Annotated in this window: 17 protein-coding genes; 6 read left to right on the top strand and 11 right to left on the bottom strand. The window is 62.9% G+C overall.

All coding sequences use genetic code 11. The features are described 5' to 3' along the window. Window positions 1–10: 10 nt before the first annotated feature. Together Q7V31_RS01405 and secB are read left to right on the top strand one after the other, a co-directional pair. Window positions 11–523: an FxsA family protein gene (locus tag Q7V31_RS01405; RefSeq protein WP_304731984.1), complete on the top strand. Its 513-nt coding sequence runs from the start codon at window positions 11–13 to the stop codon at window positions 521–523. Window positions 524–624: 101 nt separating this feature from the next. Next, a complete protein-coding gene (secB, locus tag Q7V31_RS01410) occupies window positions 625–1125 on the top strand; it encodes a protein-export chaperone SecB (protein WP_304731986.1) in 501 nt (166 codons plus the stop codon). 10 nt (window positions 1126–1135) lie between these two features. Here the strand turns inward: secB and dnaQ are convergent, their stop codons facing one another. From dnaQ to Q7V31_RS01440, 6 genes are read right to left on the bottom strand one after another with little or no spacing between them, the layout of a single operon-like run. Continuing rightward, window positions 1136–1834, bottom strand: a complete 699-nt coding sequence (gene dnaQ, locus Q7V31_RS01415) for a DNA polymerase III subunit epsilon (protein ID WP_304731987.1) — start codon at window positions 1832–1834, stop codon at window positions 1136–1138. A gap of 26 nt (window positions 1835–1860) precedes the next feature. Next, the gene (locus Q7V31_RS01420) at window positions 1861–2289 is read right to left on the bottom strand and encodes a VOC family protein (protein WP_304731989.1); all 429 of its coding nucleotides are present in this window, start codon (window positions 2287–2289) and stop codon (window positions 1861–1863) included. Between the two features lie 22 nt (window positions 2290–2311). Beyond that, window positions 2312–2938 (bottom strand): dephospho-CoA kinase, encoded by a 627-nt coding sequence (gene coaE, locus Q7V31_RS01425; protein WP_304731991.1) that lies wholly within the window; start codon window positions 2936–2938, stop codon window positions 2312–2314. An 11-nt stretch (window positions 2939–2949) separates the two neighbouring features. Beyond that, window positions 2950–3789 (bottom strand): shikimate dehydrogenase, encoded by an 840-nt coding sequence (locus Q7V31_RS01430; RefSeq protein ID WP_304731993.1) that lies wholly within the window; start codon window positions 3787–3789, stop codon window positions 2950–2952. Continuing rightward, the gene (locus Q7V31_RS01435; protein WP_304731995.1) at window positions 3786–4394 is read right to left on the bottom strand and encodes a Maf family nucleotide pyrophosphatase; all 609 of its coding nucleotides are present in this window, start codon (window positions 4392–4394) and stop codon (window positions 3786–3788) included. Before Q7V31_RS01435 ends, Q7V31_RS01430 begins: the two co-directional genes overlap by 4 nt. A 5-nt stretch (window positions 4395–4399) precedes the next feature. Next, window positions 4400–5224, bottom strand: coding sequence for a pyruvate, water dikinase regulatory protein (locus Q7V31_RS01440; RefSeq protein ID WP_304731996.1), 825 nt, complete (start codon window positions 5222–5224; stop codon window positions 4400–4402). A gap of 549 nt (window positions 5225–5773) precedes the next feature. Here Q7V31_RS01440 and hemE point away from each other — a divergent pair. The 4 genes from hemE (at window position 5774) to rho (ending at window position 9893) form a co-directional block, all read left to right on the top strand. After that, window positions 5774–6826: a uroporphyrinogen decarboxylase gene (hemE, locus tag Q7V31_RS01445; RefSeq protein ID WP_304731998.1), complete on the top strand. Its 1053-nt coding sequence runs from the start codon at window positions 5774–5776 to the stop codon at window positions 6824–6826. Then, entirely contained in the window at window positions 6823–7860 is a 1038-nt protein-coding gene (gene hemH, locus Q7V31_RS01450) for a ferrochelatase (RefSeq protein ID WP_304732000.1), read from the top strand. The genes hemE and hemH overlap by 4 nt, the downstream gene beginning before the upstream one ends. Further along, window positions 7860–8303 carry a protoporphyrinogen oxidase HemJ gene (gene hemJ / locus Q7V31_RS01455; protein ID WP_304732002.1) on the top strand — a complete coding sequence of 148 codons (444 nt, stop codon included), beginning with the start codon at window positions 7860–7862 and terminating at the stop codon, window positions 8301–8303. The genes hemH and hemJ overlap by 1 nt, the downstream gene beginning before the upstream one ends. Before the next feature lie 324 nt (window positions 8304–8627). Then, window positions 8628–9893, top strand: coding sequence for a transcription termination factor Rho (rho, locus tag Q7V31_RS01460; RefSeq protein WP_304732003.1), 1266 nt, complete (start codon window positions 8628–8630; stop codon window positions 9891–9893). Between the two features lie 3 nt (window positions 9894–9896). Here rho and Q7V31_RS01465 read toward each other — a convergent pair whose 3' ends face one another. The 5 genes from Q7V31_RS01465 to Q7V31_RS01485 form a co-directional block, all read right to left on the bottom strand. After that, a complete protein-coding gene (locus Q7V31_RS01465) occupies window positions 9897–10316 on the bottom strand; it encodes a GFA family protein (protein ID WP_304732004.1) in 420 nt (139 codons plus the stop codon). 10 nt (window positions 10317–10326) lie between these two features. Next, window positions 10327–11316, bottom strand: coding sequence for a quinone oxidoreductase (locus Q7V31_RS01470; protein ID WP_304732008.1), 990 nt, complete (start codon window positions 11314–11316; stop codon window positions 10327–10329). Window positions 11317–11350: 34 nt separating this feature from the next. Next, on the bottom strand, window positions 11351–11974 hold the full coding sequence (locus Q7V31_RS01475) for a LysE family translocator (RefSeq protein ID WP_304732010.1): 624 nt from the start codon (window positions 11972–11974) through the stop codon (window positions 11351–11353). A 28-nt stretch (window positions 11975–12002) separates the two neighbouring features. Next, window positions 12003–12695 carry a dienelactone hydrolase family protein gene (locus tag Q7V31_RS01480; protein WP_304732012.1) on the bottom strand — a complete coding sequence of 231 codons (693 nt, stop codon included), beginning with the start codon at window positions 12693–12695 and terminating at the stop codon, window positions 12003–12005. A 191-nt stretch (window positions 12696–12886) separates the two neighbouring features. Beyond that, a complete protein-coding gene (locus Q7V31_RS01485; RefSeq protein WP_304732014.1) occupies window positions 12887–13057 on the bottom strand; it encodes a hypothetical protein in 171 nt (56 codons plus the stop codon). Between the last annotated feature and the right edge of the window lie 84 nt (window positions 13058–13141).

The raw sequence follows: 13141 nt of genomic DNA on the forward strand, positions 1-13141 counted from the left end.
TGGAAGCGCCGTGCCCCTCCTTGCTTTTCTGATCCTTGCCGGCCTGCCGCTAGCCGAGATCGCCGTCTTTATCGAAGCGGGTGCCGCCATCGGCGTCTGGCCCGTGGTTGGACTTGTCGCCATCAGTGCGTTTGCCGGCATCTGGCTGATGCGGCTGCAGGGTCCGGCGACACTCAGGCGCGCGCAGGCGACGATGCAGCGTGGCGAGCCGCCGGTCGCCGAAATGCTGGACGGCGCAATCCTGTTCATTGCCGCCGTTCTTATGGTTATTCCTGGTTTTCTGACGTCGATTTTCGGGCTCCTGCTGCTGATCGCGCCGCTGCGTCGCCTCGCTGCGGGCCTGGTCGCGCGGCGGATGGCGATGCGGGCCCAAGTTCATATCCACAAGGCCGGCATGAGGCGCGGGCCCGGCGGCGGGCCGGTCATCGACGCGGCGGACTGGGAAGTCGAAGAAGAGCGGGACGGGACGTCCGATACCGGGCCCGGCGCACGGCGATTGCCGCCCGGGCGACCCGAAGATTGAGCGGACCGGATTTCTTGTCGCCGATGATGTTCCATGATAGCCAGCAACCACAGTTTTTGCAGACCAGCACTTCGATTTGATGAATACCGGGAGCGGCCAGGATGTCGGACCAGAATACCAATAATGATGCAGACGGCACCGGACAGCCGACCGTGGCGCAGCTTCGCATACTGACCCAGTATGTGAAGGATGCTTCGTTCGAGAACCCGAATGCGCCGCAGTCGCTCGGGCCGTCCGAAGAACAGCCCAATATTTCGGTGCGGGTCGATGTCGGCGTCCAGCGCCTGAGCGACACCGACTATGAAGTCGCGCTGAAGCTCGCGGCCGAGGCCAAGACCAAGGACCGGACGATGTTTCTGGTCGAACTCGACTATGCGGGTCTCTTCCGGCTGATCAATATTCCGGAGGCCAATCTCGAAGCGGTGCTGGTCGTCGAATGCCCGCGTCAGATCTTCCCCTTCGCGCGACGGATCGTTGCCGACCTGACGCGCGACGGCGGTTATCCGCCACTGATGATCGACCCGATCGACTTTGTCAGTCTCTATCAGCAACGCCGTCAGCAGATGGCACAGGAGCCGGCCGGCGCCGGTCAGCCCAACTGATCTTGGCGAACTAGTTCGTCGACGCCTTCCACAAGGCCTCGCCACGCAGCGCGCCGACAAAGGCGTCGTGCGCGTCGCGCTCGGCGGCGGTCAGACGCGGGGCCAGCGGCTCGGGCCGCGGGCGCGCCTGCGGCTTGACGGCGTCGGTGCCGCTGGCCCGCGCCGCCTCGATCTCGGCCTGCAAGACAAGGCCCGGCTGACGCCCGCCCATCAGCTCCAGATAAACTTCCGCCAGCAATTCCGAGTCGAGCAGCGCGCCGTGTTTTTCACGGCCGGAATTGTCGACATTGAAGCGGCGGCACAGCGCGTCGAGGTTGTTCTGCGCACCGGGAAACCGCCGCCGCGCGATGTCGAGCGTGTCGATGGCGCGCGCCATCGGCAGCGCCGGACGGCCGATCCGCGCCAGTTCGGCATTGATGAAGCCCATGTCGAAGCTTGCATTGTGAATGACCAGCGGATCGTCGCCGATAAAGGCGAGGAAATCCTCGACCTTGTCGGCAAATTTCGGTTTGCCGCTCAGGAACGATGCCGTCAGGCCGTGAATCTTTTCCGCGCCCGCCGGCATGTCGCGCTCGGGATCCAGGTAGGTGTGGAAGAATTTTCCGGTCGCCATGTGATTGAACAGCTCAATGCAGCCGAGCTCGACAAGGCGGTGGCCATCCTGCGGCGAGAGACCGGTGGTTTCGGTGTCGAGAACGATTTCGCGCATCGGACCTCTTCTGCTCCAGCCCGCGGTCAGCGTTCGGCGAAACGGAAGGAACCATCCGCGCCGATGACGCCGCCGGGGTTCCATGCCACTTCCCAGAGATGGCCGTCGGGATCGGAAAAATAGCCGGTATAACCGCCCCAGAAGGCGTCGGAGCCGCGCCTCATGATCTTGCCGCCGGCCGCTTCGGCCTCGGCAAGCAGCGTGTCGACTTCATCCTTCTCGCGCACATTATGCGCCAGCGCGAAGCCCGAAAAGCCTTCACCATGCGGCGCCAGATTGGCGTCTTCCGCCAGCGCGTTGCGGCCGAACAGGGCGAAGACAATGCCGCCGCATTGAAAGAAGGCGACCGTCTCGTTGCTTTGCGGCAGCGCCTGCCAGCCCAGCGTTTCGTAGAATGTCCGCGCGACAGCCAGATTGGCGACACCCAGCGTGATGAGGCTCAGTCTCTGTTCCATATTCTCATTCTAGACCGCTGCGTCAGCTCTTGCCGAGCCTTTCCTTCAATACCTTGCCTTCGCGGCCTTGCAGCGCTTCGACAATCGCTGCGACCTGCGCGCGCGCGTGCTCGAGACCCTTGTCGCTGTCGACAATGAAGTCGGCGCGGCGGCGCTTTTCGGCATCGGGCACCTGTTTGGCATGGATCGCCGCGAACTTCGCCTCGTCCATATCGGGCCGCGCCAGCACGCGCGATTTCTGCAGATCGTAGGGCGCCGAGACGACCACGACGATATCGACGCGCGTCTCGCCACCGGTTTCGTAGAGCAGCGGAATGTCGAGCACCGCCATCTGTTGGCCGGCGGCCAGGTGCTCGCGCAGGAATGCCATCTGCGCCTCGCCGACCAGTGGGTGGACGATCGCCTCGAGCTTCTTCATTTCCTCGGGCAGGCCGAGCACGCAGCGCGACAGCGCCTTGCGGTCGACCGCATCTTCGACAATGGCGGAAGGGAAGGCGGCGCGGATCGGTTCGACCGCCTTGCCGCCCTTCTCATACAACGCATGCACCGCCGCATCGGCGTCATAGACCGGGACACCGAGGGCCCGGAACATTTTCGCGGTTTCGGATTTTCCCATGCCGATGGAGCCGGTGAGACCGATCAGGAGCATCGTTTCTTCCTCTATTTTCCCGCCATGTCGGCCAGCACCAGCGCGCGCAAGGTTTCCGTCACTTGCGGCCGGACGCCAAACCAGGCCTCGAAACCCGGCACGGCCTGATGCAGCAGCATGCCAAGGCCGTCGACCGTTTGGTGTCCTCTGTCGCGCGCCCGGCGCAGCAGGCCGGTTTCGAGCGGCGTATAGACAATGTCGGTGACCAGTGCCGTTTTCGGCAGCGGGTCGAGATCGAGTGTGACCTCGCTCTCGCCCTTCATGCCGAGCGTTGTCGTGTTGACCAGAAGTGCCGCACCCTTCAGCGCCGCTGCTGCGTCCGCGCCGGCATATATGCGCCCGGCCTTGAGACGCAGATCCCGGACCAGCCCTTCGGCCCGGGCACGGGTCCGGTTGACGATGCGGATTTCGGGGGCGCCCTCGTCTTCGAGCGCCGCGCAGATCGCGCGGGCCGCGCCGCCGGCGCCAAGAATGACGGCCGGACCTTTGTCGGCATGCCAGCCCGCGGCCCGGTCCTTGAGATTGGCGATGAAGCCATAGCCGTCGGTGTTGCGGCCTTCGAGGCCTTCCGCCGTCGTCACGATCGTGTTGACCGCTTTCAGCCGCTTCGCAACGGCGTCGTGGCGGGAAAGGGCGGCAAAGGCCGCTTCCTTGTGCGGGACCGTCACATTGGCGCCGATGAAGCCATGCGCACCGAGCCTCGTCACCGTGGCGGCCAGATCCTCGGGTTTGACGGCCAGGCGTTCATAGACCGCATCGGCAATCCCGTGCGTCTCGATCCAGTAATTATGGATCAGCGGCGAGCGCGAATGCGCGACGGGCCAGCCTATGACGCATACTTTCCTGATCATGGCGCCGCCGCATGATGACGCCGGAGTTCCGACAGCAGCGGCAGCAGCGGCAATCCGAGAATGGTGAAATAGTCGCCCTCGATATGCTGGAAGAGCTGCACGCCCGGGCCTTCAAGCTGGTAGCAGCCAACGCTTTTCATCGCCTGCTCGCCGACACGCTCCAGATAGCCGTCGAGAAACGCATCGGTGAAGCCACGCATGGTCAGGCGCGCCTGTGCCGCATGGCCCCAGACAATGACATCGTTTGCCACCAGCGCAACGCCGCTATGGAGAATATGCGGACGCCCACGCAAGGCCCGCAGATTGGCACGCGCTTCGGCCATCGATTTCGGCTTGTCATATCGCTTGCCGTCGCAGGACAGGATCTGGTCGGCGCCGATCACCAACGCGGCAGGGTTGGCGCGCGACACGGCACGGGCTTTTTCTTCCGCCAGTTTCAGTGCCAGCGCGTCGGTGTCCGTCAACATGTCGCGACCGGCGAATCCGCGCTTCACCGCATCTTCATCGAGCCGCGAATCCTCGACATCGAATTCGAGGCCGGCATCTTTCAGAAGCTTGGCGCGCACCGCGCTTGCGGACGCCAGAATGAGGGGTGTTTTGGTCATGTCCGTCAGCTGGTCTTTTGCCGCTCATTGTAGAGATTGAGTACCGCCGCCGCCGTTTCCTCGATCGAGCGGCGCGTCACATCGATGACCGGCCAGCCGTTGCGGGCAAAGAGCTTGCGCGCGAAGGCGACCTCCTCGGCCACGACCTCCGGTTCGACATAATCGGTGTCGGCCTTCTCGTGCAGCGAAAGCAGCCTGTTCTTGCGGATTTGCACCAGGCGATCGGGACTGGTCGTCAGACCGACGATCAACGGGTGATCGGCGGTTTCGAGATCGGGCGGCAACATGGCACCAGGGACGATCGGGATATTGGCCGCCTTGATGCCGCGATTGGCCAGATAGATACAGGTCGGCGTCTTCGAGGTACGGCTGACGCCGAGCAGGATGATGTCGGCCTCGTTGAGATCGCCCCCCGACTGGCCGTCATCATGGGCCATGGTGAAGTTGAGTGCGGTGATGCGGCCGAAATATTCGGCGTCCATGATGTGCTGGGAGCCGGGCTTGTGCGAGCTCTCCTTGCCGAGATACTGGCCGAGCGCCTGCATAGCCGGGTCGAGGACCGAGATACAGGGCGATTGCAGCTCGCGGCAGCGCCGCTCGAGACGGTCGCGCAGTTCCTCATTGACCATCGTGAACATCACAATGCCCGGCGCAGCCTCGATCTCGCCGAGCACGCGCTCAAGCTGTTTGGGTCCGCGCACCAGCGCATAGACATGTTCGACCGGGCGGGCATCCTCATATTGCGCGCAGGCGGCGCGCGCCACCGTATTCAGCGTTTCGCCGGTGGCATCGGAGACCAGATGCAGATGGAAGACACGCTTGCCGCTCATCGATGTTCCGTTTTTGGTTGTCGTCTTGGCAGCCCCCCGGGACGGCGCGGCAAAGGTATCGACGGCATGTGAGCCGCGCCATTTCTTTTTGTGCAGCAGCCATAACGGCCAGGCATGATGTTGTCGTCCTGCCTGTGGATCGGTGTGATTAACGGGTGTAAGTGAGGCTTTCGCGGCAAGCCCTACACGGTCATACCCGTGTTTCGTTTTCGCTCCCCGGTATCGTACCCCGGTGCGGAAAACCGGCGCTCTGCTTTGCAAAACGGGTATGACCGGCCGGTCGGAGGATCGGGATGACGTTATCCCCACTATTAACGTCTTGCATACCGAATTGGCTCCACAGCCTATCTCCTTGGCAGTAAAGGCGCGGCGGTTTGCCGGGCTGTAATTTGTCACAGCCTGTGGCATGAAAGGCGGGTTGTGGCGGTTGGTGCCGGCGCCGTCCCGGATCTGTGGACAAATTCGTGGGAACATTTGATCCCCGGCATTCACAGGCATCCTTCACTATCCACTACTTTTAAGATTCTTGAATCGTAGGAGAAAGAACGGGTGAAAGCACCCAGCGCAGATCAAAAGCGGCTTCTGAAAGCATTGCGGCGAGAGCCCGTCGATCGCGTCCCTCTCTGGCTGATGCGGCAGGCCGGACGCTATCTGCCGGAGTACCGGAAGGTGCGGGCCAAGGCCGGCGGTTTCCTCGATCTTTGCTACACGCCGGACTTTGCCGAGGAAGTGACCTTGCAGCCGATCCGCCGCTATGGCTTCGATGCATCGATCCTGTTTTCGGATATTCTCGTGGTCCCGGATGCCCTGGGTCAGGCTGTTGCTTTCAAGGAAGGCGAGGGGCCGGTGCTTGAGCCGATCACGCATGCCGACGGTGTTGCGGCGCTGAAACCGGTTGTGGCTATCCGCGAGAAGCTTCAGCCCGTCTACGAGACCGTGCGGCGCTTGCGGGTGAGCCTGCCTGTGGAAACGACGCTGATCGGCTTTGCCGGCGCGCCCTGGACGGTGGCGACCTATATGGTCGGCGGTCGAGGCTCGCCCGACCAGGCGGCGGCGAAGGCGTGGGCTTACAAGGCGCCGGATGAATTTCAGAAGCTGATCGATCTTCTGATCGCTGCCACCATCGAACATCTCTCGGCACAGGTCGAGGCGGGCGTCGAAGTGGTGCAACTCTTCGACACCTGGGCAGGCTCGCTGCCGGAACTCTCCTTCGAGCGCTTCGCCCTCAAGCCGATGATCGAAATCCGCGCCGCGTTGAAGCAGCGCTTTCCGGATTTGCCGGTGATCGGCTTTCCGCGCGGCGCCGGGCCGATGACGGCGAATTACTTCCACCAGACCAAGCTTGATGCGCTGAGCCTCGACACCGCAATGTCGCCGCGCTGGGCGCGCGACAATCTGCAAAGTATCGGTTGCCTTCAGGGCAATCTCGATCCCTTGCTGCTGGTCGCGGGCGGGCCGGAAATGCGGCGGCAGGCGCTGGCCATTCTCGACACGCTCGGGCGGGGGCCGTTCATTTTCAATCTCGGACACGGCATCGTGCCGCAAACGCCGCCCGAACATGTGGCGGAGCTGGTCGAGATCGTGCGAGGCTGGCGGCCATGACGCGCAAGGTTGCCATCGTGCTTTTCAATCTCGGCGGTCCCGACCGGCCGGAAGCGGTCGAACCTTTCCTGTTCAACCTGTTCAGCGATCCGGCCATTATCCGGGTGCCGCAACCTTTTCGTTGGCTGATTGCGAAGCTGGTCTCGAAGCGGCGTGCGCCGGTGGCGCAGAAAATTTATGCCGAGATCGGCGGCGGTTCGCCGCTGGTGCCGCTGACCGAGGCACAGGGACGGGCGCTTGAGGGGGCCTTAGCCAGTGGCGAGTCCGTGTATCGTTGTTTCCTCGCCATGCGCTATTGGCATCCTTTCGCCGATGAAGCGGTTGCAGCCGTTGCAGCCTGGGGCGCCGATGAAATCGTGCTGCTGCCGCTCTATCCGCAATATTCGACGACGACGACTGAATCGTCGTTGAAGGATTGGGATCTTGCGGCAAAGGCTGCTGGTCTTGCCTTACCGGCAAAAGCCGTTTGTTGTTACCCAACCGAAGATGGTTTCATTGCCGCTCATGCGGCACTGCTTGGCGAAGCGCTTCAGAAAGCCGGCACGACGGAAAATCTCCGGGTGCTGTTTTCAGCCCATGGCTTGCCGAAGAAGATCGTCGATGGCGGCGATCCCTATCAGGCCCAGGTCGAACAGAGCTGTGCGGCCATCGTCGCCAAACTCGGTCAGCCGGATCTCGACTGGGTGACCTGCTATCAAAGCCGGGTCGGTCCGCTTGAATGGATCGGACCTTCGACCGAGGCAGAAATCGGGCGCGCCGGCGCCGAGGGCAAGCGGTTGATCGTGGTGCCGGTCGCTTTCGTGTCCGAACATTCCGAAACGCTGGTCGAGCTCGACATCGAATATGCGAAACTCGCCGCCGAAAGCGGCGTTCCGGCCTATAACCGCGTGCCGGCACTGGGCGTTCATCCCGATTTCATCGCCGCGCTGGCCGGCCTTGTGCGGGCGGCGCGGTCGGAACGCGAAATTCTCTGCCCGGAAGAGGCGGCGGGGTATCCCTGCACCGCGAAGCTCAGACTCGAGATGGTGGCCTGATGGATTTCCTCGCCGGCTACTATGTCTGGATCAAGGCGCTCCACATCATCTCGGTGATCTTCTGGATGGCGGGCATGGCCTATCTGCCGCGGCTTTTCGTCTATCACGCCGAGAGCGCGCCTGGCTCCGACAAGTCCGAGACCTTCAAGATCATGGAGCGGCGTCTGCTGCGCGGGATCATCAACCCGGCGATGATCGCAACCTTCGTCTTCGGCATCGCGATGCTGGCCCTCAATCCGGGGCTCATCTGGGATGTCTGGATGCAGGCAAAGCTCGTCCTGATCGTCGTGATGTCCGGCTTGCACGGCATGTTTTCGCGCTGGCGCAAGCAATTCGAACGCGACGAAAACAGCCGCGATGCGCGGTTTTACCGGATCGTCAACGAGGCGCCGCCGGTTCTGGTCATTTTCATCGTGTTGCTGGCGGTGGCGAAGCCGTTCTAGGGACAACGCCGGCGCCGGCACCAATTTCCGTTGAAATTCTGTGCGGTTGGTCTTATATCGATGCCAAGCCGGATTTCTTCCGGCGGCCTTCTTTCAAGTCCTTTCCCGGCCCAAGCCCTCGATCGGCGGCGGCCAGAAGACCGTGCACAAGGCCCAAAATCCGCAAGGGTCAGCCCTTCTCGTGCGACGGCGGAGAGAGCGAAGGCCTGCTTTCCCAACAGATAATCATCCCGACGACCCCCTTCCGCCCTTCAAGTTCCGCCCGTCTCCCGGCCCAAAAAGCGGCCCCCGGCGGCAACTCCCAGAGAAAGACCTTTCAAGCCGATGACGCAGATCAAGCTGCAGGACCTCAAGGCCAAATCGCCAACCGATCTTCTGGCGCTGGCCGAGGAACTCGAAGTCGAGAATGCCTCGACGCTCCGGACGCAGGACATGATGTTCGCGATCCTGAAGCAATATGCCGAACAGAATATCGACATTATCGGCGAAGGCGTGGTCGAGGTGCTGCCGGACGGCTTCGGCTTCCTGCGCTCGCCGGAAGCCAATTACCTGCCGGGGCCCGACGACATCTACGTCTCGCCCTCACAGATCCGGCGCTTTTCGCTCCGCACCGGCGACACGGTCGAAGGGGAGATCCGCAGCCCCAAGGATGGCGAGCGCTATTTTGCCCTGCTGAAAGTTTCGACGGTCAATTTCGAGAGCCCCGACAAGGCCCGCCACAAGGTTCATTTCGACAATCTGACGCCGCTCTATCCCGACGAAAAGCTCGAGATGGAAGTCGACGATCCGACGCTGAAAGACCGGTCGTGCCGCATCATCGATATCGTGGCGCCGCTCGGCAAAGGCCAGCGCGGATTGATTGTCGCGCCGCCGCGCACCGGCAAGACGGTGCTGCTGCAGAACATCGCCCATTCGATCACGACCAATCATCCCGATTGCTATCTGATCGTGCTCCTGATCGACGAACGGCCGGAAGAAGTCACCGACATGCAGCGCTCGGTGAAGGGCGAGGTCATTTCCTCGACCTTCGACGAACCGGCGACCCGCCATGTCCAGGTCGCTGAAATGGTCATCGAAAAGGCCAAGCGCCTGGTCGAGCACGGCCGCGACGTCGTCATCCTGCTCGACTCGATCACCCGTCTCGGCCGCGCCTACAACACAGTCGTACCCTCATCCGGCAAGGTGCTGACCGGCGGTGTCGACGCCAATGCGCTGCAGCGCCCGAAGCGCTTCTTCGGCGCGGCGCGCAATATCGAGGAAGGCGGCTCGCTGACCATCATCGCGACGGCGCTGATCGATACCGGCTCGCGCATGGACGAAGTCATCTTCGAGGAGTTCAAGGGCACCGGTAACTCGGAAATCATTCTCGACCGCAAGGTCGCCGACAAGCGCGTCTTCCCGGCGATCGACATTCTGAAGTCGGGCACCCGCAAGGAAGAGCTGCTGGTCGAGAAGGGTCAGCTGTCGAAAATGTATGTGCTGCGCCGCATCCTCAATCCGATGGGCACGGTCGATGCCATCGAGTTCCTGCTCGACAAGCTCAAGCAGACCAAGAACAACGGCGAGTTCTTCGACTCGATGAACACCTGAGGCTCAGGGCCGCAAGGTTTCCCAATCCGGAAAGGCGCCGTCGAAATGCGGCGCCTTTTCGCTGTCCGCGTCCCATGAAGCGCGCGCGACGAGATGTTCCTGCGCGACAATACGCGCCGCAATGTCGCCGTCAAGCGCGCTTGCCGCAAGGATGATCGTCTCGTCGGGTTCGACGAGATTGGCGCCGGTCATCGCCGAGCCGCAGCGCAAACAGAAGGCGCGCACAAGTTCCGGCGAGCTTTTGTAACTGGTGAGATATTCCGCGCCGGTCCAAGTGACCTCGTCGCGCCGCGCGACGAAGAAGGCGCCGGCGGCACCGCCCGCCGCCTTGCGGCACATCGAACAATGACAGATGACGATGCCGCTCATCCCGCCACGGATCGCGAAACGCACCGCGCCGCAGAGGCAGCGTCCCTCGATCATGCGTCCATTCTCACGGCACCAGCACGCTGGCGCCCGTCGTCTTGCGCCCCTCGAGATCGAGATGGGCGCGGGCCGCTTCGCCCAGCGCATAGCGCTGGTTGATTTCGATCTTGACCGCGCCCGAGGCGACCACGGCGAAAAGATCGTCGGCCATTTCCTGAAAGGCCGTCGGCGTTTTTGCCATGTAGTGAAACATGGTCGGGCGGGTGACGAAGAGCGAACCCTTCTGCGCCAGGATGCCGAGATCGACGCCGGTCACCGGGCCCGAGGCATTGCCGAAGGAAACGAGCAGGCCCAAAGGCGCCAGACTGTCGAGCGAGCCGATGAAGGTTGCCTTGCCGACGCCGTCATAGACGACCGGCACTTTTTTGCCGCCGGTGATTTCCTTGACCCGCGCCGCCACGTCTTCCTTGGTGTAGTCGATCACATGATCGCAGCCATGGGCGCGGGCGAGGGCGGCCTTTTCTTCCGAGCTCGTCGTGCCGATGACGGTGGCGCCGAGATGTTTGGCCCATTGGCAGGCGATCAGGCCGACGCCGCCGGCGGCTGCATGCCACAAGATCGTCTGGCCTTTCTCGACGCGGAAGGTCTGGCGCAAGAGGAACTGCGCGGTCAGGCCTTTCAGCATCATCGCGGCGGCGGCCTCGTCCGAAACCGCGCCGGGGACCTTGACCACCGAACCGGCGTTGACGTTGTGCATTTCGGCATAGGCGCCGATCGGGCCCGAGCCATAGGCGACGCGGTCGCCGGCCTTCAGATGCGTCACGCCGTCGCCGACGGCTTCGACAATGCCCGCCGCTTCCATGCCGATGCCCGACGGCAGCGCCACCGGATAAAGTCCCGAGCGGTGATAGGTGTCGATGAAGTTGATGCCGATGGCTTTGGCGCGCACCTGCACCTCGCCGGGCTTCGGGCCTGCGAGTTCGATCTCATGCAGGGCCATCGTCTCCGGCCCGCCGGTTTTCTCGATGCGGATCGCCTTGATCTTGCGGATGCTCATCTGCTTCTTTCCCTGTCATTTCAATTGGTCGTTGTCATTTGCGTGCCAGTGCCAGGCCGATGCCGGCGCCGATCAGCACCGAACCGGTGATGCGGTTGCGGATGGCCTGCGCGCGTTCGCTTTTCAGCCAGGGTGCCAGCTTGCCGGCGGCGAGGCCGAAAGCGCCGTCCGACAAGGTGCCGATGGCGATGAAGGTGGCGGCGAGCAAGAGGAGCTGCGGCATTGCCGGCGCGGCGGGACTGATGAACTGCGGAAAGAAGGCCGCGTAGAAAGCCAGCGTCTTCGGATTGGTGACCGAAATCAGAAAGCCGCGGCGGTAGAGCGCGGCGTGGCTGTCGGTCTTGCGCCGTTGCGCCGGCAGGTTCGGGTCTTCGTAGGGCGCGCGGAAGGCGGCAATGCCGATCCAGACCAGATAGGCGGCGCCGATCAGTTTCAGTGCTTCGCCCCAAGGCCCGAGGGCGGCCAGCAGCGGCGCCAGTCCCAGCACCGTCAGCGTCATGTGAACGCAAAGCGCTGTCGTCGTGCCGGCAAGTCCGATCATCGCGGCGCGCGGGCCCTGGCGGATGCCGCAGGCGACCAGATAGGTCACGACCGGCCCCGGGATCACGCAGAGGATCAGGGTGGCGACGATGAAGCCCAGATAGAGTTCAAGCGACATCCTGCGGCCCCCGCTTCGCGTTTGCGCGTCAGCCCAGATGCCGGGCGAAGAATTTCAGCGTCCGGTCGTTGGCCTCCTCGGCGGCCGCCTTGTCGTAATGCGCGCCGCCGGGCCTGGCGAAGGCATGGTCCATCTGCGGATAGCGATGGATCGTCACATGGGTGTTGTCGTGCAGACCCTTGACGACCGCCTCCTGCGCTTCCGGCGGCACGAATTCGTCCTTGCCGGCGATATGCAGCATCAGCGGTTTCTTGATGCCCGTGGCATCGTCGAGGCGGTTCTGGATGTTGACGCCGTAATAGCCGACCGAGGCATCGGTGCTGGTGTGGCAGGCGGCGAGATAGGCGAGCTGGCCGCCAAGGCAATAGCCGACCGTGCCGACCTTGCCGGATGACAGCGGACGCAGCGTGCGGATGGTGGCGGCGATGTCCTTGACGCCCTTGTCGACATCGAATTTGCCGAAGAGATCGAAGGCCTGTTTCCATTCGGCTTCGCTCTGATCGGTGATGTCGATGCCGGGCTCGATGCGCCAGAAGAGATCGGGGCAGAGCGCCATATAGCCCTGGCCCGCCAGCCCGTCGCAGAGATCGCGCATCACTTTATTGACGCCGAAAATCTCCTGGATGACGACGATGCCCGGGCCCTTGCCGCCGGCCGGTTTCGACAGATAGCCCGAGAAGTTTCCATCCGGGGTTTCGATCGCAATCGTCTCGCCGCTCATGGCCGGCCTCCTTGATCGTCAACGGGGGAACGTCAGAGCCGGGACTCTAGAGCATTTTCCGGTCAAGTGGAGGCCGGTTGACCGTAGAAAATGCGACCAAACAAAGGAATCCGGAGCCATTTGCGTTCCCGTGGGAACGCAAATGGCCCGGGCGATCCTCAGCCGTCAAATCGAGGGAAAGCGGCAGGTTTTCAGGCGGCTTTCGCGGTTTCGGCGCGGGCGCCGAAAAGGAAGAAGCGGCTCAGGCCGCGCGCTTTTGCGGCGGCATCGGCGTGCTTGCCGGCCGTCTGTTCGCTGCGAGCGGACAGCGCCAGGTCGCAGGCGGCGACATAGCTTGTGGCATAGGTGGCAAGGATGTTCATTTTATTCACCATTCGGTCTAGTATCTATGGGTGATATGCGCCTTGGTGTGGCCTTTATCAAACGATCTTTTTGCAACGCAGAAG

It is taken from the genome of Parvibaculum sp. (assembly GCF_030651915.1).
GTDB lineage: Bacteria > Pseudomonadota > Alphaproteobacteria > Parvibaculales > Parvibaculaceae > Parvibaculum.